The organism is Pseudomonas sp. 210_17 TE3656 (assembly GCF_054821965.1).
The window spans coordinates 2,787,501-2,814,398 of record NZ_JBTRBC010000001.1; the positions used below are offsets into that span (position 1 = coordinate 2,787,501).

The following is a 26,898-nucleotide window of genomic DNA, read 5'->3' on the forward strand; positions in this document are numbered from 1 at the left end:
AGAGGCGAACCAGGGGAACTGAAACATCTAAGTACCCTGAGGAAAAGAAATCAACCGAGATTCCCTTAGTAGTGGCGAGCGAACGGGGACTAGCCCTTAAGTGGCTTTGAGATTAGCGGAACGCTCTGGAAAGTGCGGCCATAGTGGGTGATAGCCCTGTACGCGAAAATCTCTTAGTCATGAAATCGAGTAGGACGGAGCACGAGAAACTTTGTCTGAATATGGGGGGACCATCCTCCAAGGCTAAATACTACTGACTGACCGATAGTGAACCAGTACCGTGAGGGAAAGGCGAAAAGAACCCCGGAGAGGGGAGTGAAATAGATCCTGAAACCGTATGCGTACAAGCAGTGGGAGCCTACTTGTTAGGTGACTGCGTACCTTTTGTATAATGGGTCAGCGACTTATATTCAGTGGCGAGCTTAACCGAATAGGGGAGGCGTAGCGAAAGCGAGTGTTAATAGCGCGTTTAGTCGCTGGGTATAGACCCGAAACCGGGCGATCTATCCATGGGCAGGTTGAAGGTTAGGTAACACTGACTGGAGGACCGAACCGACTACCGTTGAAAAGTTAGCGGATGACCTGTGGATCGGAGTGAAAGGCTAATCAAGCTCGGAGATAGCTGGTTCTCCTCGAAAGCTATTTAGGTAGCGCCTCATGTATCACTGTAGGGGGTAGAGCACTGTTTCGGCTAGGGGGTCATCCCGACTTACCAAACCGATGCAAACTCCGAATACCTACAAGTGCCGAGCATGGGAGACACACGGCGGGTGCTAACGTCCGTCGTGAAAAGGGAAACAACCCAGACCGTCAGCTAAGGTCCCAAAGTCATGGTTAAGTGGGAAACGATGTGGGAAGGCTTAGACAGCTAGGAGGTTGGCTTAGAAGCAGCCACCCTTTAAAGAAAGCGTAATAGCTCACTAGTCGAGTCGGCCTGCGCGGAAGATGTAACGGGGCTCAAACCATGCACCGAAGCTACGGGTGTCACTTAGGTGACGCGGTAGAGGAGCGTTCTGTAAGCCTGTGAAGGTGAGTTGAGAAGCTTGCTGGAGGTATCAGAAGTGCGAATGCTGACATGAGTAACGACAATGGGAGTGAAAAACTCCCACGCCGAAAGACCAAGGTTTCCTGCGCAACGTTAATCGACGCAGGGTTAGTCGGTCCCTAAGGCGAGGCTGAAAAGCGTAGTCGATGGAAAACAGGTTAATATTCCTGTACTTCTAGTTATTGCGATGGAGGGACGGAGAAGGCTAGGCCAGCTTGGCGTTGGTTGTCCAAGTTTAAGGTGGTAGGCTGAGATCTTAGGTAAATCCGGGATCTTAAGGCCGAGAGCTGATGACGAGTTGCCTTTAGGCGACGAAGTGGTTGATGCCATGCTTCCAAGAAAAGCTTCTAAGCTTCAGATAACTAGGAACCGTACCCCAAACCGACACAGGTGGTTGGGTAGAGAATACCAAGGCGCTTGAGAGAACTCGGGTGAAGGAACTAGGCAAAATGGCACCGTAACTTCGGGAGAAGGTGCGCCGGTGAGGGTGAAGGACTTGCTCCGTAAGCTCATGCCGGTCGAAGATACCAGGCCGCTGCGACTGTTTATTAAAAACACAGCACTCTGCAAACACGAAAGTGGACGTATAGGGTGTGACGCCTGCCCGGTGCCGGAAGGTTAATTGATGGGGTTAGCTAACGCGAAGCTCTTGATCGAAGCCCCGGTAAACGGCGGCCGTAACTATAACGGTCCTAAGGTAGCGAAATTCCTTGTCGGGTAAGTTCCGACCTGCACGAATGGCGTAACGATGGCGGCGCTGTCTCCACCCGAGACTCAGTGAAATTGAAATCGCTGTGAAGATGCAGTGTATCCGCGGCTAGACGGAAAGACCCCGTGAACCTTTACTATAGCTTTGCACTGGACTTTGAATTTGCTTGTGTAGGATAGGTGGGAGGCTTTGAAGCGTGGACGCCAGTTCGCGTGGAGCCATCCTTGAAATACCACCCTGGCAACTTTGAGGTTCTAACTCAGGTCCGTTATCCGGATCGAGGACAGTGTATGGTGGGTAGTTTGACTGGGGCGGTCTCCTCCTAAAGAGTAACGGAGGAGTACGAAGGTGCGCTCAGACCGGTCGGAAATCGGTCGTAGAGTATAAAGGCAAAAGCGCGCTTGACTGCGAGACAGACACGTCGAGCAGGTACGAAAGTAGGTCTTAGTGATCCGGTGGTTCTGTATGGAAGGGCCATCGCTCAACGGATAAAAGGTACTCCGGGGATAACAGGCTGATACCGCCCAAGAGTTCATATCGACGGCGGTGTTTGGCACCTCGATGTCGGCTCATCACATCCTGGGGCTGAAGCCGGTCCCAAGGGTATGGCTGTTCGCCATTTAAAGTGGTACGCGAGCTGGGTTTAGAACGTCGTGAGACAGTTCGGTCCCTATCTGCCGTGGACGTTTGAGATTTGAGAGGGGCTGCTCCTAGTACGAGAGGACCGGAGTGGACGAACCTCTGGTGTTCCGGTTGTCACGCCAGTGGCATTGCCGGGTAGCTATGTTCGGGAGAGATAACCGCTGAAAGCATCTAAGCGGGAAACTTGCCTCAAGATGAGATCTCACTGGAGCCTTGAGCTCCCTGAAGGGCCGTCGAAGACTACGACGTTGATAGGTTGGGTGTGTAAGCGCTGTGAGGCGTTGAGCTAACCAATACTAATTGCCCGTGAGGCTTGACCATATAACACCCAAGCAATTTGCGTCGAAAGGCCAGATTGCGGTGTTGTGAAGACGAAACGAACCGAAAGTTTGCGACTCACAATCATCACATACCCAATTCGCTGGAGTGTCTGAACAAGACCTTCTGGCAACAGAATTTCTTGACGACCATAGAGCATTGGAACCACCTGATCCCATCCCGAACTCAGCAGTGAAACGATGCATCGCCGATGGTAGTGTGGGGTTTCCCCATGTGAGAGTAGGTCATCGTCAAGATTAAATTCCGAAACCCCTATCTGCGTATGCAGGTAGGGGTTTTGTCTTTAGAGTAGAAGCATCAAGAATTCGCTGGCACGTCGCAACAGACGGACCGGCACACAGAATTTCTTGACGACCATAGAGCATTGGAACCACCTGATCCCATCCCGAACTCAGCAGTGAAACGATGCATCGCCGATGGTAGTGTGGGGTTTCCCCATGTGAGAGTAGGTCATCGTCAAGATTCAATTCCAGAACCCCTGTCTGCATTGCAGACAGGGGTTTTGTCTTTTCTGGCCTACAGCTTCAGCTCAGCAGGTTGCGCACATTGTTCAGCGCGTCATCGGCAAAGCCCTGAAGGAACGCCTGAAACCCCGGCAGGGCGTCGCTACCACCTGTGTAAGGTTCGGCCTGGATGGTCCAGGTAGCGCGGGCACGGCGCTCATCCACCGCCTCGACCTGCATGGCCGCCCACAGGTTGCCGATGTTCAGGCTGGTGTAGATCAGGCTCCAGGTCATGTACATGGCCTGCTCGTCGCGGGCATTGAGCTGCTCGATGACCACATTGCCGTCCTTGAACAGCTTTTTGCGCACCGAGCGTACGCCGTTGCCGGTCATGTCGATGTGGGCAAGCGCCGGGATGAACACCGGGAAGCCGGCAAAGTTGCCGACGATGTTCCAGACGCTGGCGGCGTCCGCGGCGATCTCGACGCTGGCAATTACCTGGCAGCCGTGCGGATTGTGGATCAAGGTATCGGGTTGAAGTACTTGCATGCTGTGGATCTCCTGCGTGGGTTGAAGGGGTCAGATGAAGCGGATATCGCGCAGGTACTGGCAGCCGCGCTGCAGTAGTTCTGGCGACTTGGCCGGGTAGCGGGCGCCCATGCGCTCGACGCCGGCGCGGGCGTTGCGGTGCTGGATGTTGGAGATATCGCCGATGTCCTCGCCGAAGCCGTCGAGGTAAAAGCCCAGTACGTCGAACAGGGCATTGTCCCGATCGACTCGCCGCAACTGGCGTTGCCACTGCGCCACGCTGACCAGCTCGAAGGGGTAGCTGTGCTCGCGAAAGGCCTGAACGTAGTCGCACCAGCTGAGCGGCTCGGGGTTGTGCAGGTTGAACACGGCGTGGTCGGCCTGGTAGCGGCTGCTGTGGAAGGCGATGAAACGAGCGAGGAAATCTACCGGCATCAGGTCGAAGTTCAGCTCCAGCGCCGGGACCTGGCCCAGTTGCAACGAACCTTTGAGCATCAACATCAGGCGATTGCGCTGGGGTTGGCAGACGCCGGTACGGCTGTTGAAACTGATGTTCCCGGGGCGATACAAGTTGACCCACACGCCCTCGGCGCGAGCGCGCTGGAGAATGCGTTCGCCGACCCATTTGCTCAGGTTGTAACCGTTGCGCAGATAGATGGGCGGCGTTTGTGCCGGTTCTTGTTCCAGTACCTGGCCGTTGCTGTCGATGGCGCTGCAGGCCGACAAGGTCGAGATAAAGTTGAAGATCTTCTTGCGCCGGCCTTCGCACAGGCGCAGGCATTCGAACAGCGGTTCGATGTTGTCGGCGGCCAGGGTCTGGTAGTCGAGCACATGGTTGACCTGCGCCGCGTTGTGCAACAGGGCACCATACTGGCTGTCGAGGTAGCCGTAATCGCTATCGCTCAGGCCCAGCTGCGGCAGGCGCAAGTCAGCGTCGAATACCTTCACCCGACTCAGGTCCAGTGAACTTAGCCGGTTTTCTTCCAGGGCCTGAAGGAAGCGCTCATGGGCCGATTGCTGCTCATTGCGCCGGACCAGGCAAGCCACTTCGCTGGCACCCCATTGCAGTAAGGCCTCGACCAGGTGAACACCGAGAAAGCTATTGGCGCCGGTGACGATCACCTTGTGCACATCGCCCAGTCGCGCCAATGGTTGAACGACCAGTGACAGCTCACGACGGGCATCGCGTTCGGCCCGGGGATCGAGAGCGCTGCTGATCGGTGTTTGCGGGCTGACCAGCTGCGCGAGGCGTTGCAAGGTCGGCATCTCGATAAAGCGGTTGATCGGGATACCGCAGCCGAACTGTTCTCGCACCTCCAGCAGCAAGCGCGACAGCAGGATGGAATGGCCACCCAGATTGAAAAAACTGTCGTCGGTAGCGATTTCCGCTTCGGACAAGCCCAGCAGCTCGCTCCACAAGGCCCGCAGACGTGTTTCGGTGGGGTTACTCGGGGACAGGCGTTGTTCGGTCTGTGGTAGCCCCCGAGGCCGCTTCAGCAGCGCCTGGCGATCGACTTTGCCGTTGGCGGTGTAGGGCATCTGCGCCAGCAGTTGGTAGAAAGCCGGACGCATGTAGTCGGGCAGATGAAGCTCGGCATATTCGCGTAAGGCGACATCATCCGGCGTGCTCTGGGGTTGGGCGGCGAAGACCAGGATTCGCCGTTGATCATCGATGACCACTGCCAGCTGGCGGAACAATCCACTGTTGCGCAGACAATGCTCGATCTCTTCGGGCTCGACGCGAAAGCCGCGGATCTTCACCTGATTGTCGCGACGGCCACACAGTTCGATGCCATCAGCGGTCCATTTGCCGATATCACCGGTGCGGTACAGACGCCGGCTGGTGCCGTCGGCCAATCTCAGTTGCAGAAAGCGCTCGTCGCTCAAGGCAGGGTTGTTGAGATAGCCCAGGCCGACGCCGGGGCCATCGATGTACAGCTCACCGGGCTGTTGCTCGAGGACAGGCTGCAGGTCCTGGTCCAGGATCAACACTTGGGTGTTGGCGATGGGACGCCCCAGGTTGCGGGGGTTATCGCCTGCCTGGAATACCCGGGTGGTTGCCAGCACCGTGGTTTCGGTTGGCCCGTAGATGTTGTGCAACTGACACTGTCCGGCCAGTTGAGCGATCACCGCTGGTTCACAGACATCGCCACCGGTGATCAAGTGACTCAGGCCCAAAGGCTGATCGAGTGGCAGGATGCTCAACAGCGCGGGCGGCAGGAAGGCATGGCTGATCTCTTGCTGGCGGATCAGCGTCAGCAGCTGCAGCGGGTCACGTCGCTGGTCTTCGCTGGGCACCACCAGTTCGGCGCCGCAAATCAACGTCGGCAGAATATCCAGCAGCGAAGCATCGAAGCCTATGGTCGAGAATTGCAGCACCCGGCTGTGCTGGTTGAGCTGCACATGCGCGGCATACCAGGCCTGGAAGTGGCTGAGGTTGCGCTGGCTAAGCAGTACGCCCTTGGGCTGGCCGGAGGTGCCCGAAGTGTAGATCGCCGCGCAGGGGGCATCCATGGCCGGGCGCTGGCGCATCAGCGGCGGTGGGAGGCTTTGCAGATCGATAGGCAACTGATGCACGTTCAGCGTCGGCAGACAGGGGTCATCAGCATCGAGCTGGCCATCATGCAGCAGCGCACTGGCCCTGGCGTCGCGCAGAATGTGCCTCAGACGTTGCGCCGGTTGGCTTGGGTCCAGCGGCAGGTACACCGCGGCACAACCGAGTACGGCGAGCAGGCTGGCGTAGAGCGCTGACGACTTGCCCAGGCAGACACCAATCACGCTGCTGTGGCGCGAGTCGGTAACGGCAGGCAGCATACGCAGCAGTTGTTGCTGGATGGCGGCGGCTTGTGTGTGCAGTTGTCGATAGTCGATGCGCTGGCCATCCAGGCTCAGTGCTGGCTTGTGCGCGTGGCTACAGAGGCTGCGCTCCAGTTGTTCGATCAGCGAAACTTCGGCCTGCTCCAACAGCGCCAGGTCCGTGGTCTGGTTGAAACGGTGAAACAACGCCAGCTGCTCTAGCCAGCCCAGGCTTTGCTCGTGGTCATACGGCCCTGAGTTGATGGTCGGGGCTTCGCGCAGATGCTCAGGGTTGCGGGCGAACCGGCTGACGTGCAGGGCGACCAACGCCTGTAGGGCGTCCATTGCTTGCACACGTAATTGCTGGCCGTTGCCCGACGAGTCGACTGTCAGTGTCTGACGCTCGATCAAGCGCTGGGTGGTGGCACTGCCAGTCCAGCACAACAGATCGAGCCGCGGCAGGTCATGACCGGGCAGTTGGCTGACCCCCAGACGCAGACTCAGTAGCGCGCACGCGTGCAGGTTGCGCCAGGCGGCTGAATCGAGCGTCAGGCTGCCATCTTCGATGACCAGTCCAGGCTGCTTTGTGTGCTGTGCCAATGCCTGGACGTTGCTGGCCTGGAAGACACCATGGCCCTGTTGTTCTAACGCTTGGCAGACACGGGCCAGCGCCGGGCTGGCGCCGATCAACAGAATTTCGAGACGTCTCATGAATCCCTCCTTGGCTCGGGCAGGTAGTGCGCTAGAGCGCGCTGCACGTAAGGTGAATCGAGCATCGAGCTGCTGCGCAAAAAGCGCAGGATGTTGCCCAGCAGCGGATGCTGGTGATTGATCGGGTAGGCCATGGCGAGCACTTCCTCACGCAGCGCCTGGCGTACCGAAGGGGCTACGGGCAGCTGATCGATCAGGGTGAAGTCGAAGGCTTTCTGGATCTCGTTGGTCAGGTACTGCTCGAGAAACACCGGAAGGATTTCAGCGATGCACCGGTGATCTTGCTCTGCGGCGCTTTGCCAGTAGATCCGCGCCAAGCGCGCCCAGAACATCGAGTGACGTCCTTCATCGAGCAGGTGATCGGCCATCAGTCCTTTGATCGAGGGCTTGACCGTGTCATCGCGGGCGAAGGCGGCCACGTCGTCGGTCAGGGTGTTCTCGGCAATGCCGACACAGATCAGCTCCAGAGCGTCGCGTAGATGGGCTGGCGCCAGCGCCAATGCCGTCGGAATGGCGCGGCTGAGTTCGATTTCATCGGGCAGGCTGATCGGTTCGATGCCGGTCAGGGCGATGGTCTGTTGCATGAAATCCATCGCCACCAAGGCGTGGTAGTCCTCGTCGACAACCACTGTCATCGCGTCATAGCGACAGGCGAAGGGAAAGCGGATGGCGAAGCGGTCCTTGGCGATTCGGCGGGCGGTGCGATCAACGATTTCGGTTTCGAAAATCACCACATCGTTGATGAACTTGTAGAGGCTCTGCACCAGGACCAGGTCGCGCAACTGCGGGCATTCACGCAGAAAACCCGCCGTCAGCACCAGCGGCTGGCGGCTGAGCGGGTAGATCAGCCGCTGATCATCCTCGACCATGCGTCTGGGCCGGGTGCGGATGGTCGCCCGGTTCTCCCAGGTCTCGGCGAAGGACTGATAGTCAGAGGCGTTCATACACTCACCTCGACCTGGAGAGTGCGCATCGACAGAAGCAAGCGATCCCACAGGGCAATACGGTTTTGCACCGCAGCAATGGCCGCTTGGTAAACCTGCTGCTCACGTTGTGGATCGTGCTGGACCAGACGGGCGAGCAATTGCTCGGCGGCCGGGCCGTGGTCTTCGGCATCCACTTCGATATGCCGTTGCAGGTAGTAGCGAAAAGTCGGTGCCTGTTCGCCAGTAATGCCCCAGTCATCAAGGATGCGCTGGAACATCCCCGGGATGACGCTTTCCCGCCCATGCAGGAACGCTGCGGCCACGCTGTGCGCCGGAGCATTGAGGGCGATGTCGAGGGTGTGGCAGACAAACTGCCGGGCTGCATCGCTGGCGCCGGCCTGTTGCAATGCGCTGGTGTAGTCGATGCCTTCACGTTGCAGGCTGACGAAGCGTTCGATGGCCTGGGTGCTGGCGCCTACTTCGCGCATGGCGTCCAGATACAGCTCGAAGTGGCTGTAATGACCCTGTTCGAGGCGCTCGTCAGACTCTTCGCCCAGCACGATCTCATTGATCAGCCGCGCGGCTTTCGGGTCTTGCGGGGGGAGCCAGGGCAGATCAACGCAGGTCAGTTCCTGTTGCAGACGCTTGGTCAGTGACATGAAGTCCCAGACGGCAAATACATGGGTTTCCATGAACCGTTGAAGTACCGGTAGTGAATGGATTTCGGCAAATATCGGATGGTTGGAAAGTTGTTCTTTGTAATGCGCCAGTGTCGATTCAAACGTGGTCATAATGTTCCCTCATCAGCACTTGGTGATTGGCTGGCTGTTTATTTGTTACAGCGCTTTATCTATTTCCAGGCGAGCAAGTATCTCGATTGCAAAGTCGATAAAAATGCTTCGGGTGTTTTGCCAGGGCCCATGACGGCAGGCGTTTACAGGGTGCACAAGCAGGTTGCAGCTCGCTTGTGGCTGGCGATTTAAAACTTAGAACAACTTTCGAGTTTGGCGCAATAAATTTCTTGAATATATTTGCGCTGTATGTTTTTTAAATATAAGTGTGTTGCATAAAACTCTCCGTAAAGGTTTTATTGGGATGTAAGTGCTCCTTCCGATAATTAAGGATCAGAATTAAAACTGCATGAGTGAATGCCTCACTCGGAGCACTACTGGGGGCAGGGCTATTGGGGTATTGGTTCGGTGGGCAGCTGATCGGTATCGGTCCTAGCCCGGCGACTGGCTCCTTCTGCATGTTCTGGACGAGCAAACGGCCTGGCCCGCCTGGAAGGCGATCAGCGGTCGTTGCGCGAACTAGAGTGTGCCGAAAACGCGGACGCTGCCATGTCTGGCTGAAGGGGCAGGGGGGAAGGCAGAAGGTCTGGGCAGCCATCACACCTGGATGATGGCTGCCCGTCCGTAGCTCAGAGGCCCGGAATCACTCTACCGATCGACTGTTCAGGTAGGCTTTGATGGTTTTCGCTGCGGTGTTCAGGTGGCGCTCAAGCACCCTGATGGCATCATCGACCGACTTGTCGTTGGCTGCATCGACCAAGCCGTTGTGGTCGTCCTGGGTCAGTTTACCCAGGCCCATCGAGGACAGGTGAAAGCGCAGGAAGCGTTCTTCTTCGTTGAGCTCGACTTCAATCAAGTGCAGCAGCTTCTTGTTCGAGGCCTTGCTGTATAGGCTCATGTGGAACAGGCGGTTCAGGCGCCCGATTTCAGCGTGCCGGGTTTCGTTTTCCAGTTGACTGATGTAGCTGCGGGCGAGGGCGATATCGTCAGCATCGAGCAGAGGAATCGACTGACGCAGCGCTTCGGATTCCAGCAGTACTCGCAACGCATAGGTGTCTACGGCGTCTTCACCGATCAGCGGCGCGACCACAGCGCCCTTGTGCGCCACTACCTGCAGCAGCGATTGCGCTTCAAGCTGGCGCAGCGCTTCACGCACCGGCATGCGGCTGACCCCGAACAACGTCGCCAGCTCCTGCTGGCGCAGGGCCCGGCCGGGTGGCAGGCGACCATCGAGAATGGCGCTGCGCAACCGCTCTTCAATCACACTACGAGCCAGGTGCGGCGGCACTTGCTCGCTGCCCAGTATTTCGCTCAAAGGTCTGGATTTTTCGGTCACGCTTTACGTTGTCCTTAATGTCGAATGGCTTTGATCATTGGATCCAATCACCCTAGTAAGCGCAGGAGTCCTTGTCAAACCGCGCTACTGCGGCAGTAGTTGCTATCGTGAATGAAGTTTTTCTCCAAGGGAAGTCGAGCCGACGTACTGGGGCCGGGGGGCTGCCAATAGACAGGCTGGTTGATATTGCGGTGATTGCAAGGTGCCATTGTTTTTTAATGGGCAAGGCCGCACCATCGATACTTTTCCACAGGTCTGCGCAGGTTTTCGCATTGGCGATACGTTGGGCTGTTCACTTGACCATGCGTCGGCTGGGCCTTGCCGTGGTGTTCGGCTGCCTGCTGTTGGGCAGCCTGCAGGCCGATTGGGATTTTTCCCAGATCAGCCGGCGTGCCCAGTCGCTGTACGGGCCGCTAGGCGCGGGACAAGGCCGTATAGATGCCTGGCAGAACATGCTGGCGACAGAAAAGCAGGGCAGCGATGCCGAGCAGCTCAAACGGGTCAACCTGTTCTTCAATCACCAGTTGCGCTACGTCGAAGACATCGATCTGTGGCGTGAGGTCGATTACTGGGCAACGCCGATACAGGCCTTGATCAAGGGCCAGGGCGATTGCGAGGACTATGCTATCGCCAAGTACTTCAGCCTGCGACGCATGGGGGTCCCGGCGGAAAAACTGCGCATCACCTACGTCAAGGCGCTGCGCCAGAACCGCGCGCACATGGTCCTGACCTACTACTCGAGCCCCAATGCCATGCCACTGGTGCTCGACAGCCTGATGGACGCGATCAAGCCCGCCAATGAGCGTGCCGACTTGTTGCCGGTCTATTCCTTCAACGGTGAAGGCCTGTGGCTGACCGGTGCTGCGGGCAATAAGAAAGTCGGCGACACCAAACGCTTGTCGCGTTGGCAGGATCTATTGAAAAAGATGCAGGCCGAAGGTTTCCCGGCCGAACCGGTTTACTAAAGGAGCACAGATGTCACTGTTCAAACAATTGCTGCTTGCCATCTGCCTGTTCCTGGTAGTCGCGTTCAGCGGCAGCTTCATGGTCAGCCTGGAAAGCTCGCGTAGCCAGTATGTCAACCAGCTGCGTTCACACGCCCAGGATGCGGCCACAGCGCTGGCGCTGTCGCTGACACCGAACATCGATGATCCGGCGATGGTCGAGCTGATGGTCAGTTCGATTTTCGACAGCGGTTACTACTCGAGCATCAAGGTCATCGACCTGGGCTCCAGTGCCGTGCTGGTGGAGCGTCATGCCGAGGCTGATGCCAACGGTGTACCGGCGTGGTTCATTCGCCTGATCGGCCTTGAAGCCGCCGGTGGCGATGCGATTGTCAGCCGTGGCTGGCAGCAGGCGGCGCGGGTTGAGGTGGTCAGCCATCCGATGTTCGCCCTGGCCAAGCTGTGGCAGAGCGCCCTGGGCAGTCTGGGCTGGTTGCTGTTGTGTGGTGCCTTGAGCGCAGTGCTCGGTGCCCTGCTGCTGCGTCGCCAGCTCAAGCCGCTGGACTACATGGTGGCGCAGTCTCACGCCATTGCCCGCCGTGAGTTCCTCAGCCTGCCCGATCTGCCGAGCACCCCTGAACTGCGGCGGGTGGTCCAGGCCATGAACCAGATGGTCGAGAAGCTCAAGGCGCTGTTCAAGGAACAGGCCGAGCGCAGTGAAAAACTACGGGTCGAGTCTTATCAGGACAGCCTGACGGGCCTGGCCAACCGGCGCTATTTCGAGATGCAACTCAACGCCCAGGTCAGCAACATCGAAGAGGCCCGACCGGGTTACCTGCTGTTGCTGCGGGTCAAGGACCTGGCCGGGCTCAACCAGCGCCTCGGTGGTCAACGCACCGATCAATTGCTTCAGGCCGTCGGCCAGCAGTTGCAGCGCACCTGCGCCAACTATCCGGAAACCAACAACCTGATCACCCGCAGCCGTGGTGGTGAGTTCGCCGTGCTGGCGCCCGGCCTGGTGCACGAAGAAGCGGTGCAGCTGGCCCAGGCCCTGGAAGTGACCCTGCAGAGCCTGGCCGACACCGGCGCCACCGACGTCACGCCGGTGGCCTGCATCGGCATGGCGCCCTACAGTCCGGGGGATGCGCCTCAGGCCCTGCTGAAACTCGCAGACGAGGCCCTGGCCCGGGCCGAGAACCAGGTGGAGCCGGGCTGGGTCTGCCTGGAGCAAGGTACTGCGCCGCAGGCGGGCGATACGCACCATGCCTGGCACCAACTGCTCGATGAGGCGCTGCAGCAAGGGCGCTTTCAGCTGTTCTTCCAGCCGGTGGTGGCCAGCGATGCGCCGGAGAAGGTGCTGCACTACAAGGTCATTTCGCGGGTGCTGGATGCTCAGGGGCAGGCGATTGCCGCCGGACGTTTCCTGCCCTGGCTGGAGCGCTTCGGCTGGTCGGCGCGGCTTGATGTGCTGATGCTTGAGCAGGTGCTCAAGCACATGCAGAACCACACCGAATCATTGGCCTTGAACCTGTCGGCAGCCACCCTGGCCGATCCGGGTGCATTGCAGCGGGTTTATGAGCTGCTCGGCCAGCATCCGGCACTGGGGCCGCGCCTGACGCTGGAACTCGGCGAAGAGCAGCTGCCCGACCAGGCCGTGCTGGAACAACTAACCCGGCGCTTGCGTGCGCTTGGTTTCAGCCTGAGCCTGCAACGCTTTGGCGGACGCTTCAGCATGATCGGCAACCTGGCTCACCTGGGGCTGGCGTACCTGAAGATCGACGGCAGCTACATTCGTGCTATCGACCAGGAGCGCCACAAGCGCCTGTTCATCGAAGCGATCCAGCGCGCAGCACACAGCATCGACCTGCCGCTGATTGCCGAGCGGGTCGAAACCGAAGGTGAGCTGAAAGTATTGCGCGAGATGGGCATCCAGGGCGTTCAAGGACGTCTGGTGGGCGAACCTGCACCCTGGCGTTGAGGCAAGCGGCTGCAGGCCCGCAGCGGGCCTGCACTATTCAGATCAGGCCGCCGTTCTCTTCGCTGTCATCGATCAGGTTGGTCAGCCCGCCCAGCACCTGGCGGGCATTTGAGCGGCTGAGCAACTTGGCCTGAGCACCGGGTGGCAGGTCAGTGATGCTGATCACGCCTTTGGTGGTCAGTACTTCAATCAGGTCTTCAAGCACCCGGATCATGTCCAGGTCGCTTTGCTTGAGTTGCTTGAGGCTGTTCTCGACCACGTCGTCGGCAAACCAGTCCTGAACCTCGGCATGATCGGCCGGCAGCATCTCCGTGTACTCGGCGTAGGGTGCGGCCTCTACCCGGACTAGCTGGCCCTGTGCATCGCGTTGCACGTAGAACATGGGGTATCCCTCTGAAGTGTCAGTCCGTATCCGCAGTCAGCAGCATAGGCCAAGCTGGCCGGGCGTGAAGCCCGGCCAGCGAGTATGCGCTGTGACACGGTACAGGGAAAGTCCGCAGCGTTGCGCCAGCCGGACAGCGGCTGGCGCAGGCTATGGATCAACTGTTGGAGTGGTCGATCTTGATGGTCGGGTCGGCACCGGACACCAGCGAGTTGATCGTGGTGTTGGCCCAGTTGACGCCTTCCAGCTTGATCGTCACATCGGCGTTGGCCAGGCCACCGGCGGAGTTGAGCTTGCCTTCGGAGCTGACCTGCAAGGTCGACTCGCCATTGACCGTAGTGATCTTCAGGAAGTTGTCGATGGTGCTGGCCTTCTCGCCCTGGAGCAGGTCGCTCAGGTCCAGACGGTCACCTTCGGCAGGCTTGAAGTCCTTGATGATGTCCTTGCCGGTGTCGCCAGCTTTCCACACGAAGGTGTCGGCACCGCTGCCACCGGTAAGCACGTCATCGCCTTTGCCGCCGATGAGGATGTCATTGCCCTCATCGCCAAGCAGGATGTCGTTGCCCTCATCGCCAAGCAGGGTGTCGATGCCGGCCCCGCCAACCAGGATGTCGTTACCCGCACCACCGATCAGGGTGTCCTTGCCGGAACCACCGAGCAGGATGTCATTGCCCTTGCCGCCATCGAGGTAGTCGTCGCCACCCTGGCCGAAGAGGATGTCATTGCCGTCGCCGCCCAGCAGGGTGTCGGCACCATCATTGGCGCGTGACACATCGAACTCGCTGACGTGCTCGGAGATGTACTGGTGCAGCACCCGCCCATCGACTTTGCCCAGGTCCATACCCAGCTTGCCGGCCACATATGCCTGCATGGCTTCAACGCCGTTACCGGCGATGCCGTCGAAGCTGACCAGGTCACCGAACAGAATGTCGTTGCCATCGCCACCCGCGAGCGCATCGTTACCCGGTTTGGTGGCCTCGGTATGGCCGAGAATGGCCTCGGCCAGCTTGCTCGGGTCGATGTTGGTCTGCGGTTTGCCGTCGGTGTCGTATGGCCTCAGGGCGTTGGCGTTGACGCCGTTATTCAGACCGATCGCTTCAACGCTCGAGAGATTGGCCAGTAGCAGGAACGCCTCTTTGGCGTTGACGCCGGCCCAATAGGAGCCCGACTCCGCATAGGACAGCTCAAAGGTGCCATCGCCTTGCGCATTGAGTTTTCCAGAGGCGTTGTAATCGGTGTACCAGTATTTGCCAGAGCGATACTCGGCGGTGAGGTACCCGGATTTGTCGATGCTGATCCGGTTGTCATCACCCACCTTGTAATCTCTGATTACGTCGCCCGGTTTGTACTTGAGGTCCCGGAGTGCATCATCCATCGTGTAGTTGGAGTACGCGAATGTCGGGTTGGTTTTCTCACCCCGCTGATACACGTTCGGTTCGCCATCGGTGATGAAGAACGTCTGGTTGCTACCGGTGCTGCCGGCATCCTTGAGATTCTGGAACCAGTTGGCCGTGGTCTTGAATGCATCTTCGTAGTTGGTACTGCCGCCGGCCTTGAGGTTGTCGAGCGCTTTTTGCAGCGTCTTCAGGGCGTCCTTGTCGGCAAGATCGATCGAGACGGTGGTGTTGACCTTCTCGGAGAAGTCCACCAGCAGGATGTTCACCGTACCGGACTGTGCGCCATTGACGCTATTGGCCAGGGTCTTGAACACCGACTCCAGGGACTTTCTCGCCGCGTCGACGCCCGACTTCTCCATACTGCCCGAGGTATCGACAATGAACGCCAGGTTGTAGTCCTGCCCTGGTACTACATGCAGGCCGTTGACGTCGGCAACCACGATGTCGTTCTCGGTGCCCAGGGTCTTGCTGTCGTTCTCCGCCGTCAGGTTGCCGGGGAGGTAGGTATCCGGGTAAACGGTAACCGTGATCGTGCCCGGGGTGGAGGCGGTGTCGTTATTGGCCTTTTCGGTTGCGGTCGAGGTGACGGTGACGTCGAACTGGCCATGGTAGTAGGCCGGTGGCTTGATGCTCAGGCCGTTCAGGTTCCAGCCGGTGACATCCACCTCTGTCTTGCCGACGGTAACCGTGTGACCAGCGCCATCGCTGAGGATCGAACCTTCCGGAATACCACCCAGCTTGATGCTGAGCTTTTCCGATCCGTCGGTATCGGTCAGGCCGGTGGAAATACCCACCAGCTTGACGGTGCCGTTCTCGGCGCCTTCGTTGAGCTTGTAGCCCTGGTAGTAGCCTTCGCCGTTGCTGCCGTGCAGATCGCCGACGGTAACGCCAGCATTGCTCAGCTCGTTGACGTTCGGGTACATCGGGATATTGCTATTGCTCAGGTCGACCGGCGTGCCGCCATTGACCGACAGGTTGACGTCATAGCTGCCAGGGCCGCTCTGGTTGGCGTGGTAGATGTCCAGGGTGTAGTAACCGCTGATGCTCGGCGTGAATGAGCCGCTGATACCGCCACCGGCACCCCAGGTGGCCGACGCCACATTCTTGCCGCCGATAGTGATCAGCAGGCTGTCGTCACCGACACCGCTGAAGCTGTAGGTCTTGCCGGCTTCCAGGAAGATCAGGCCGGAGGTCTTCGAGCCCGAACCGCCGGTCACACTGCCATTGGACTGGGCGTTGGTCACCGTCGAGCTGCTATTCGGGTTGCCGGCGTTATCGAAGACAGTCTTCAACGCATCACCGGTGATGCCGTTACCGTTGGTACCCAGACCTTTCAGGCTGTTCCAGGTTTCCTTGACCAGGCCGATCGAGTTGACGTTGTTGCTGCCGATGATCAGGTTTGGTGCGTCGGCGACCGGGGTGATATCGACCTTGAGGGTCGATTCGTTGCCCATGCCCTGACCGTCGGTTGGTTTGAACTGGATCTGTGCGTAGTCAGCCTTCTGGTCACCCACACCGTTGCCGCCGTTGGCGTTGATACCCGACTCGTTGTGATCCGGTACGAACTTCAGCTTGCCGCCATCGATGTCGGCCTTGCTGAAGACCTTGCCGGCATCGACATCGGCCTTGGTCAGGGTTTTCCAGACATCGCCATCCTTGTACTGCAGCACGCCATCGGCAGGTAGTTTGGTGATGGTCAGGCCCAGGTTGGCGGCCGGGGTGTCGGCATCGGTGATGCCGAAGTTGGCCCAGGTCAGCACCAGGTCAGTATCTTCGGTGCCGGTCACGGCGCCACCGGCGGCGACTGGCGCTTCGTTGCTGACGATGGTGGTGGTCACACTGCCATTGTCGCCAACCACCAGGTTTTCGAAATTGCCACCGGTAGCCGAACTGATCTGCACGTTGAAGGACTCAGCGCCTTCGGCGATGCCGTCACGCAGGATCGGCACACTGAAGGTGCCGGTATTGCTGCCTTTCGGAATCGTCACGGTGGCCACGCCGGTGAAGTCCGAGCCATCTTTGGCGGTACCGGTGTAGCGCAGCGTGATGGTGACGTCAGTTTCAGCCTTGCTGGACAGCGTCAGGGTGTAGTTGGCGGACTCACCTTCGGCAACCGAGGTAGTGCCGGTGATGCCGACCGTAGTGGTGTTGGTGGTATCGGCCACGTGGGTGACAGCGGGCTTGTCGCTGATCTCCAGTTTCTCGAAATTGCCACCATTGGCACCGGTGATGGTTGCACTGACGTCGCCTGCATCGATGTACACATCGTCGCTTGGCGCATCAATGGTGATGCTGCCGGAGGTCTTGTCAGCGGCGATGATGATGGTCTTGCCGTTGCTCAAGGTCACGGTAACCGGGGTGCCTGCCGGGTTGCTCAGGGTGGCGGTGTAGGTGATCTTGCCACCTTCATCGACCGACGGGGTTGCCGTCAGTTTCAGGGTGGTGGTGTCGATGGTATCGGTCACCTTGGTGACCGCAGTGGAACCGTCGACTACCAGGCTCTCGAAGTCTCCGCCGTTGGTGCCAGTGATCTTCGCACCCACATTCCCCTCATCGAGGTAGACGTCATCGCCCGGCGCATCAATGGTGACGGTACCGGTGGTCTCGCCCGCCTTGATGGTAATGGACTTGCCATTGTCCAGAGAGACGGTCATGTCGGTGCCGGCCTTGTTGGTCAAGGTGGCGGTGTAGGTGATCTTGCCGCCTTCGTCGACCGACGTGGTTGCGGTCAGCTTGAGACCGGTTTCGTTCTGAGTATCCGGGCTATCGGTCACGGTGATGGTGGTTTCACCCGAGGTTTCCAGCTTCTCGAAGTTGCCGCCACTGGTGCCGGTGATGCTGTTGCTCAGGTCCAGGTTGCTGGTGTGCACGTTATCCGGTGCGGTGTACTGCACGGTACCGGAGGTGGCATTGACCGGGATGGTGATGCTCTGACCGTTGGCCAGAGTGATCACCAGCGGGGTGCCGGTAACCGGGGCGCTGACGGTGGCGGTGTAGGTGATCACACCGCCTTCACCGATGGTGGTCACGTCGGCAGTCAGCTTGACCGTCGAGGTGTCGTAGGTGTCAGCGACATCGGTAACGGCTGGAGTGGTATCTACCACCAGGTTCTCGAAGTCACCGCCATCGGTGCTCTCGATCGTTGCTTCGACCTTGCCAGCGTCGAGGTAGACGTCGTCCGTCGGTGCATCGAAGAGCACGCTGCCCTGGGTTTCGCCTGCCTTGATCTCGATGACCGCCCCGTTGTCCAGGGTGATGGTCATGTCGGTGCCAGCCTTGTTGGTCAGGGTGGCGGTGTAGGTGATCTGGCCGCCTTCCTGGACCGACTTGGACGCGGTCAGGGACAGACCCGTCTCGTTCTGAGTGTCCGGGCTATCGGTCACGGTGATGGTGGTTTCACCCGAGGTTTCCAGCTTCTCGAAGTTGCCACCGCTGGTGCCGGTGATGCTGTTGCTCAGGTCCAAGTTGCTGGTGTGGACGTTGTCCGGAGCGGTGTATTGCACGGTACCGGAGGTGGCATTGACCGGAATGGTGATGCTCTGACCGTTGGCCAGGGTGATCACCAGCGGGGTACCGGTAACCGGAGAGCTGACGGTGGCGGTGTAGGTAATCACACCGCCTTCGCCGATGGTGGTCACGTCGGCAGTCAGCTTGACTGTCGAGGTGTCGTAGGTGTCAGCGACATCGGTAACGGCTGGAGTGGTATCTACCACCAGGTTCTCGAAGTCACCGCCATCGGTGCTCTCGATCGTTGCTTCGACCTTGCCAGCGTCGAGGTAGACGTCGTCCGTCGGTGCATCGAAGAGCACACTGCCCTGGGTTTCGCCGGCCTTGATCTCGATGACCGCCCCGTTATCCAGGGTGATGGTCATGTCGGTGCCGGCCTTGTGGGTCAGGGTGGCGGTGTAGGTGATCTGGCCACCTTCCTCGACGTTGCCAGTAGCGCTCAGGGACAGACCGGTCTCGTTCTGAGTGTCCGGGCTATCGGTCACGGTGATGGTGGTTTCACCCGAGGTTTCCAGCTTCTCGAAGTTGCCGCCGCTGGTGCCGGTGATGCTGTTGGTCAGGTCGGCGTTACTGGTGTGCACGTTGTCCGGTGCGGTGTACTGCACGGTGCCGGAGGTGGCATTGACCGGGATGGTGATGCTCTGGCCGTTGGCCAGGGTGATCACCAGCGGGGTACCGGTAACCGGGGCGCTGACGGTGGCGGTGTAGGTAATCACGCCGCCTTCGCCGATGGTGGTGACGTCGGCGGTGAGTTTGACTGTCGAGGTGTCGTAGGTGTCAGCGACATCGGTAACGGCTGGAGTGGTATCTACCACCAGGTTCTCGAAATCACCGCCATCGGTGCTCTCGATGGTGGCTTCGACCTTGCCGGCGTCGAGGTAGACGTCGTCCGTCGGTGCATCGAAGAGCACGCTGCCCTGGGTTTCGCCTGCCTTGATCTCGATGACCGCCCCGTTGTCCAGGGTGATGGTCATGTCGGTGCCAGCCTTGTTGGTCAGGGTGGCGGTGTAGGTGATCTGGCCGCCTTCCTGGACCGACTTGGACGCGGTCAGGGACAGACCCGTCTCGTTCTGAGTGTCCGGGCTATCGGTCACGGTGATGGTGGTTTCACCCGAGGTTTCCAGCTTCTCGAAGTTGCCACCGCTGGTGCCGGTGATGCTGTTGCTCAGGTCCAAGTTGCTGGTGTGGACGTTGTCCGGAGCGGTGTATTGCACGGTACCGGAGGTGGCATTGACCGGAATGGTGATGCTCTGACCGTTGGCCAGGGTGATCACCAGCGGGGTACCGGTAACCGGAGAGCTGACGGTGGCGGTGTAGGTAATCACACCGCCTTCGCCGATGGTGGTCACGTCGGCAGTCAGCTTGACTGTCGAGGTGTCGTAGGTGTCAGCGACATCGGTAACGGCTGGAGTGGTATCTACCACCAGGTTCTCGAAGTCACCGCCATCGGTGCTCTCGATCGTTGCTTCGACCTTGCCAGCGTCGAGGTAGACGTCGTCCGTCGGTGCATCGAAGAGCACACTGCCCTGGGTTTCGCCGGCCTTGATCTCGATGACCGCCCCGTTATCCAGGGTGATGGTCATGTCGGTGCCGGCCTTGTGGGTCAGGGTGGCGGTGTAGGTGATCTGGCCGCCTTCCTGGACCGACTTGGACGCGGTCAGGGACAGACCCGTCTCGTTCTGAGTGTCCGGGCTATCGGTCACGGTGATGGTGGTTTCACCCGAGGTTTCCAGCTTCTCGAAGTTGCCACCGCTGGTGCCGGTGATGCTGTTGCTCAGGTCCAAGTTGCTGGTGTGGACGTTGTCCGGAGCGGTGTATTGCACGGTACCGGAGGTGGCATTGACCGGAATGGTGATGCTCTGACCGTTGGCCAGGGTGATCACCAGCGGGGTACCGGTAACCGGAGAGCTGACGGTGGCGGTGTAGGTAATCACACCGCCTTCGCCGATGGTGGTCACGTCGGCAGTCAGCTTGACTGTCGAGGTGTCGTAGGTGTCAGCGACATCGGTAACGGCTGGAGTGGTATCTACCACCAGGTTCTCGAAGTCACCGCCATCGGTGCTCTCGATCGTTGCTTCGACCTTGCCAGCGTCGAGGTAGACGTCGTCCGTCGGTGCATCGAAGAGCACACTGCCCTGGGTTTCGCCGGCCTTGATTTCGATGACCGCCCCGTTGTCCAGGGTGATGGTCATGTCGGTGCCAGCCTTGTTGGTCAAGGTGGCGGTGTAAGTGATCTGGCCACCTTCCTCGACGTTGCCAGTAGCGCTCAGGGACAGACCCGTCTCGTTCTGAGTGTCCGGGCTATCGGTCACGGTGATGGTGGTTTCACCCGAGGTTTCGAGCTTCTCGAAGTTGCCGCCGCTGGTGCCGGTGATGCTGTTGGTCAGGTCCAGGTTGCTGGTGTGCACGTTATCCGGTGCGGTGTATTGCACGGTGCCGGAGGTGGCATTGACCGGGATGGTGATGCTTTGGCCGTTGGCCAGGGTGATCACCAGCGGGGTGCCGGTAACCGGGGAACTGACGGTGGCGGTGTAGGTAATCACGCCGCCTTCACCGATGGTGGTCACGTCGGCGGTCAGTTTGACCGTCGAGGTGTCGTAGGTGTCAGCGACGTCGGTCACAGCTGGAGTGGTGTCCACCACCAGGTTCTCGAAATCACCGCCATCGGTGCTTTCGATGGTCGCTTCGACCGTGTCGGCATCAAGGTAGACGTCGTCCGTCGGTGCATCGAAGAGCACGCTGCCCTGGGTTTCGCCTGCCTTGATCTCGATGACCGCCCCGTTGTCCAGGGTGATGGTCATGTCGGTGCCAGCCTTGTTGGTCAGGGTGGCGGTGTAGGTGATCTGGCCGCCTTCCTGGACCGACTTGGACGCGGTCAGGGACAGACCCGTCTCGTTCTGAGTGTCCGGGCTATCGGTCACGGTGATGGTGGTTTCACCCGAGGTTTCCAGCTTCTCGAAGTTGCCACCGCTGGTGCCGGTGATGCTGTTGCTCAGGTCCAAGTTGCTGGTGTGGACGTTGTCCGGAGCGGTGTATTGCACGGTACCGGAGGTGGCATTGACCGGAATGGTGATGCTCTGACCGTTGGCCAGGGTGATCACCAGCGGGGTACCGGTAACCGGAGAGCTGACGGTGGCGGTGTAGGTAATCACACCGCCTTCGCCGATGGTGGTCACGTCGGCAGTCAGCTTGACTGTCGAGGTGTCGTAGGTGTCAGCGACATCGGTAACGGCTGGAGTGGTATCTACCACCAGGTTCTCGAAGTCACCGCCATCGGTGCTCTCGATCGTTGCTTCGACCTTGCCAGCGTCGAGGTAGACGTCGTCCGTCGGTGCATCGAAGAGCACGCTGCCCTGGGTTTCGCCTGCCTTGATCTCGATGACCGCCCCGTTGTCCAGGGTGATGGTCATGTCGGTGCCAGCCTTGTTGGTCAGGGTGGCGGTGTAGGTGATCTGGCCGCCTTCCTGGACCGACTTGGACGCGGTCAGGGACAGACCCGTCTCGTTCTGAGTGTCCGGGCTATCGGTCACGGTGATGGTGGTTTCACCCGAGGTTTCCAGCTTCTCGAAGTTGCCACCGCTGGTGCCGGTGATGCTGTTGCTCAGGTCCAAGTTGCTGGTGTGGACGTTGTCCGGAGCGGTGTATTGCACGGTACCGGAGGTGGCATTGACCGGAATGGTGATGCTCTGACCGTTGGCCAGGGTGATCACCAGCGGGGTACCGGTAACCGGAGAGCTGACGGTGGCGGTGTAGGTAATCACACCGCCTTCGCCGATGGTGGTCACGTCGGCAGTCAGCTTGACTGTCGAGGTGTCGTAGGTGTCAGCGACATCGGTAACGGCTGGAGTGGTATCTACCACCAGGTTCTCGAAGTCACCGCCATCGGTGCTCTCGATCGTTGCTTCGACCTTGCCAGCGTCGAGGTAGACGTCGTCCGTCGGTGCATCGAAGAGCACACTGCCCTGGGTTTCGCCGGCCTTGATCTCGATGACCGCCCCGTTATCCAGGGTGATGGTCATGTCGGTGCCGGCCTTGTGGGTCAGGGTGGCGGTGTAGGTGATCTGGCCACCTTCCTCGACGTTGCCAGTAGCGCTCAGGGACAGACCGGTCTCGTTCTGAGTGTCCGGGCTATCGGTCACGGTGATGGTGGTTTCACCCGAGGTTTCCAGCTTCTCGAAGTTGCCGCCGCTGGTGCCGGTGATGCTGTTGGTCAGGTCGGCGTTACTGGTGTGCACGTTGTCCGGTGCGGTGTACTGCACGGTGCCGGAGGTGGCATTGACCGGGATGGTGATGCTCTGGCCGTTGGCCAGGGTGATCACCAGCGGGGTACCGGTAACCGGGGCGCTGACGGTGGCGGTGTAGGTAATCACGCCGCCTTCGCCGATGGTGGTGACGTCGGCGGTGAGTTTGACTGTCGAGGTGTCGTAGGTGTCAGCGACATCGGTAACGGCTGGAGTGGTATCTACCACCAGGTTCTCGAAATCACCGCCATCGGTGCTCTCGATGGTGGCTTCGACCTTGCCGGCGTCGAGGTAGACGTCGTCCGTCGGTGCATCGAAGAGCACACTGCCCTGGGTTTCGCCGGCCTTGATCTCGATGACCGCCCCGTTATCCAGGGTGATGGTCATGTCGGTGCCGGCCTTGTGGGTCAGGGTGGCGGTGTAGGTGATCTGGCCACCTTCCTCGACGTTGCCAGTAGCGCTCAGGGACAGACCCGTCTCGTTCTGAGTATCCGGGCTATCGGTCACGGTGATGGTGGTTTCACCCGAGGTTTCCAGCTTCTCGAAGTTGCCGCCGCTGGTGCCGGTGATGCTGTTGCTCAGGTCCAGGTTGCTGGTGTGCACGTTATCCGGTGCGGTGTACTGCACGGTGCCGGAGGTGGCATTGACCGGGATGGTGATGCTCTGGCCGTTGGCCAGGGTGATCACCAGCGGGGTACCGGTAACCGGGGCGCTGACGGTGGCGGTGTAGGTAATCACGCCGCCTTCGCCGATGGTGGTGACGTCGGCGGTGAGTTTGACTGTCGAGGTGTCGTAGGTGTCAGCGACATCGGTAACGGCTGGAGTGGTATCTACCACCAGGTTCTCGAAATCACCGCCATCGGTGCTCTCGATGGTGGCTTCGACCTTGCCGGCGTCGAGGTAGACGTCGTCCGTCGGTGCATCGAAGAGCACACTGCCCTGGGTTTCGCCGGCCTTGATCTCGATGACCGCCCCGTTATCCAGGGTGATGGTCATGTCGGTGCCGGCCTTGTGGGTCAGGGTCGCAGTGTAGGTGATCTGGCCACCTTCCTCGACGTTGCCAGTAGCGCTCAGGGACAGACCGGTCTCGTTCTGAGTGTCCGGGCTATCAGTCACGGTGATCGTGGTTTCACCCGAGGTTTCCAGCTTCTCGAAGTTGCCACCGCTGGTGCCGGTGATGCTGTTGGTCAGGTCGGCGTTACTGGTGTGCACGTTGTCCGGCGCGGTGTACTGCACGGTGCCGGAGGTGGCATTGACCGGGATGGTGATGCTCTGACCGTTGGCCAGGGTGATCACCAGTGGGGTGCCGGTAACCGGGGAACTGACGGTAGCGGTGTAGGTGATCACGCCGCCTTCACCGATGGTGGTGACGTCGGCGGTGAGTTTGACTGTCGAGGTGTCGTAGGTGTCAGCGACATCGGTAACGGCTGGAGTGGTATCTACCACCAGGTTCTCGAAGTCACCGCCATCGGTGCTCTCGATCGTTGCTTCGACCTTGCCAGCGTCGAGGTAGACGTCGTCCGTCGGTGCATCGAAGAGCACACTGCCCTGGGTTTCGCCGGCCTTGATCTCGATGACCGCCCCGTTATCCAGGGTGATGGTCATGTCGGTGCCGGCCTTGTGGGTCAGGGTGGCGGTGTAGGTGATCTGGCCACCTTCCTCGACGTTGCCAGTAGCGCTCAGGGACAGACCCGTCTCGTTCTGAGTATCCGGGCTATCGGTCACGGTGATGGTGGTTTCACCCGAGGTTTCCAGCTTCTCGAAGTTGCCGCCGCTGGTGCCGGTGATGCTGTTGGTCAGGTCCAGGTTGCTGGTGTGCACGTTATCCGGCGCGGTGTACTGCACGGTGCCGGAGGTGGCATTGACCGGGATGGTGATGCTCTGGCCGTTGGCCAGGGTGATCACCAGCGGGGTGCCGGTAACCGGGGAACTGACGGTGGCGGTGTAGGTGATCACGCCGCCTTCGCCGATGGTGGTGACGTCGGCGGTGAGTTTGACTGTCGAGGTGTCGTAGGTGTCAGCGACATCGGTAACGGCTGGAGTGGTATCTACCACCAGGTTCTCGAAGTCACCGCCATCGGTGCTTTCGATGGTCGCTTCGACCGTGTCGGCATCAAGGTAGACGTCGTCGGTAGGCGCATCGACGGTGACGGTGCCGCTGGTCTCGCCAGCCTTGATCTCGATGACTGCGCCGTTGCTCAGGGTCACAGTCATCGCCGTACCGGCTGGGTTGGTCAGCGTCGCGGTGTAGGTGATCTGGCCGCCTTCCTCGACGTTGCCAGTAGCGCTCAGAGACAGACCGGTAGAAGCCTCGGTATCCGGGCCATCGGTCACGGTGGTCACCGGGTTGCCGGTGGTTTCCAGCTTCTCGTAGTTACCACCGGTAGTGCTGGTGATGCTGTTGGTCAGGTCCGGGTTGGTGGTGTGGACGTTGTCGGGTGCAACGAACTCGACCGAACCGCTGCTTTGGCCAACGGGAATAGTGATCTGCTGACCATTGGCCAGGTTGATGATCAGCGCCGAACCGGTAACCGGTGCGGTCACCGAAGCGGTGTAGGTCACCACGCCGCCTTCAGCGACGCTCGGGGTCGCGGTCAGGGTGACGGTCGAGGTGTTGATGGTGTCGGTCACCTCGGTTACCGCCGGCACTTCGCTGACCACCAGGTTTTCAAAGTTGCCGCCATCGGCCTTGTCGATGGTCACGCCAACACTGCCGGCATCGATGTACACGTCGTCGCCAGGTGCCGCCACGCTGACGCTGCCTTCGGTCTGGCCAGCGGCAATGGTGATCACCGCGCCGTTGCTCAGGGTCACCGTTACCGGGGTGCCGGCCGGGTTGGTCAGGGTCGCGGTGTAGATGATCTGGCCGCCCTCGGCGACGGTGCCGGTGGCCGTCAGGCTCAGGCCGGTATTGTCGAGCGAGTCGGTGATGGTAGTAACGGCCGGGTTCGGGTCCGACACCAGGTTTTCGAAGTTGCCGCCCGTGGCCCCGGTGATGGTAGTGCTGACGCTGCTACCGTTGTTGTAGACGTCGTTCGGTGGCGTCTGCACGTCGACGGTGCCGCTAGTCTGCCCGGCGCCGATGGTGATGGTGGTGCCGTTGGACAGGGTGACGGTCACCGGCGTCTGGGCTGGATTGGTCAGGGTGGCGGTGTAAGTGATCACGCCACCTTCGGTGATACTCGGGTTCGCGCTCAGGGTGACCGTGGTGGTGTCGACGGTGTCGGTGATCTGGGTAACCGCCGGGGTGGTGTCCGGGGTGATGATCAGGCCGGCGCCACCGCTGGTGCCGGTAATGGTCGCAGAAATCTCGCTGCCATCCACGTACACGGTGTCGTTTGGTGCAATGGTCACGCTGACGCTGCCGGTGGTCTGCCCGGCGCTGATGACGATGACCTGGCCGTTGGACAAGGTAACGGTCAGGTCAGTCAGCGGCGGCTGGCCCAACGTAGCGGTGTAGATGATCACACCACCGGCCTCGGTGATCGACGGCGTGGCGGTCAGGGTCAGGCCGGATTCGCGCGTAGGCGTGGTGGTGTTCGCGTTGTTGGCATCGTCAAGGCCGCCCAGGTCCAGACGGTTGTCATCTGTGGCAAAACCGATAGGGGCAGTCGGGAAACCGATGGTCGGATCAACCGAGCCTGCCGTGGCATCCAGCATGACGAAACTGTGGCCACCACCGGCAGCACCACCAGAGCCTGCAGCCGAAGGGCCGGCCGCAGTGGCTTCCAGTTCGGTGGTCGGGTCGGCACCAGCAGCAATAGCTTGTTGCAATTCTTCGACCGAAGGCGCGGCCTGCGCGGTAGCAGCCGAAAGGTCGGTGCTGCTGTCTGGCGCGTCAGCGCTCCATTGCGTATCGCGGCCCAGATCCAGCGTGCGGCCGTCGGCCAACTCCAGGGTTACAGCGCCTGCCAGGCCGGTCAGCACCTGCTCGCCAGCAAGCAGGCGGTCACCTTCGATGAGGACGCGCCGAGCCCCTTCCGGGGATACGGCGATGACTTGACCAACAATGCTTTTGACGATGGCAACAACGCTGCTCATTGGACTCTCCGAATACCCGTATCAGTTGGCTTCCATGCCCAGTCGGCGCTGATTTGCCGCATTCCGATGGGTATGTATCAAATGTTATTTTGACGCAAAATCCGTCAAATATTTGTCTATATTTTTTGGCTATTAACTTTAT

The 26,898-nt window shown here is 59.8% G+C and carries 9 protein-coding genes and 3 rRNA genes (1 of these 12 cut by a window edge); 5 read left to right on the forward strand and 7 right to left on the reverse strand.

Translation table 11 applies throughout. The features are described from left to right. The 3 genes from ACVI9W_RS13095 to rrf (ACVI9W_RS13105) form a co-directional block, all read left to right on the forward strand. A 23S ribosomal RNA gene (locus ACVI9W_RS13095) occupies positions 1-2,717 on the forward strand; it begins 173 nt to the left of the window's first position. A gap of 138 nt (positions 2,718-2,855) precedes the next feature. Continuing rightward, a 5S ribosomal RNA gene (gene rrf, locus ACVI9W_RS13100) occupies positions 2,856-2,971 on the forward strand. 110 nt (positions 2,972-3,081) lie between these two features. Beyond that, positions 3,082-3,197: ribosomal RNA gene (rrf, locus tag ACVI9W_RS13105) — 5S ribosomal RNA — on the forward strand. Positions 3,198-3,259: 62 nt separating this feature from the next. On the opposite strand, the gene ACVI9W_RS13110 is transcribed toward rrf (ACVI9W_RS13105), so the two are convergent. The 5 genes from ACVI9W_RS13110 to ACVI9W_RS13130 form a co-directional block, all read right to left on the reverse strand. Then, positions 3,260-3,727 carry an SRPBCC family protein gene (locus tag ACVI9W_RS13110; protein WP_461530211.1) on the reverse strand — a complete coding sequence of 156 codons (468 nt, stop codon included), beginning with the start codon at positions 3,725-3,727 and terminating at the stop codon, positions 3,260-3,262. Between the two features lie 30 nt (positions 3,728-3,757). After that, the gene (locus ACVI9W_RS13115) at positions 3,758-7,213 is read right to left on the reverse strand and encodes an amino acid adenylation domain-containing protein (protein WP_461530212.1); all 3,456 of its coding nucleotides are present in this window, start codon (positions 7,211-7,213) and stop codon (positions 3,758-3,760) included. Further along, entirely contained in the window at positions 7,210-8,157 is a 948-nt protein-coding gene (locus tag ACVI9W_RS13120) for a diiron oxygenase (RefSeq protein ID WP_461530213.1), read from the reverse strand. The genes ACVI9W_RS13115 and ACVI9W_RS13120 overlap by 4 nt, the downstream gene beginning before the upstream one ends. Continuing rightward, entirely contained in the window at positions 8,154-8,930 is a 777-nt protein-coding gene (locus tag ACVI9W_RS13125; protein WP_461530214.1) for a DUF3050 domain-containing protein, read from the reverse strand. Before ACVI9W_RS13125 ends, ACVI9W_RS13120 begins: the two co-directional genes overlap by 4 nt. Positions 8,931-9,573: 643 nt before the next feature. Continuing rightward, positions 9,574-10,266: a GntR family transcriptional regulator gene (locus tag ACVI9W_RS13130; RefSeq protein WP_461530215.1), complete on the reverse strand. Its 693-nt coding sequence runs from the start codon at positions 10,264-10,266 to the stop codon at positions 9,574-9,576. A gap of 302 nt (positions 10,267-10,568) precedes the next feature. Between ACVI9W_RS13130 and lapG the strand changes: the two genes are divergently transcribed. Both lapG and lapD read left to right on the forward strand, forming a co-directional pair. After that, the gene (lapG, locus tag ACVI9W_RS13135) at positions 10,569-11,231 is read left to right on the forward strand and encodes a cysteine protease LapG (protein WP_408635414.1); all 663 of its coding nucleotides are present in this window, start codon (positions 10,569-10,571) and stop codon (positions 11,229-11,231) included. A 10-nt stretch (positions 11,232-11,241) separates the two neighbouring features. Continuing rightward, positions 11,242-13,188 carry a cyclic di-GMP receptor LapD gene (lapD, locus tag ACVI9W_RS13140; RefSeq protein ID WP_157190704.1) on the forward strand — a complete coding sequence of 649 codons (1,947 nt, stop codon included), beginning with the start codon at positions 11,242-11,244 and terminating at the stop codon, positions 13,186-13,188. A 37-nt stretch (positions 13,189-13,225) separates the two neighbouring features. On the opposite strand, the gene ACVI9W_RS13145 is transcribed toward lapD, so the two are convergent. Beyond that, positions 13,226-13,570 (reverse strand): hypothetical protein, encoded by a 345-nt coding sequence (locus ACVI9W_RS13145; protein WP_038605348.1) that lies wholly within the window; start codon positions 13,568-13,570, stop codon positions 13,226-13,228. Between the two features lie 157 nt (positions 13,571-13,727). Beyond that, entirely contained in the window at positions 13,728-26,756 is a 13,029-nt protein-coding gene (locus ACVI9W_RS13150) for a retention module-containing protein (protein WP_461530216.1), read from the reverse strand. Positions 26,757-26,898 lie beyond the last annotated feature (142 nt).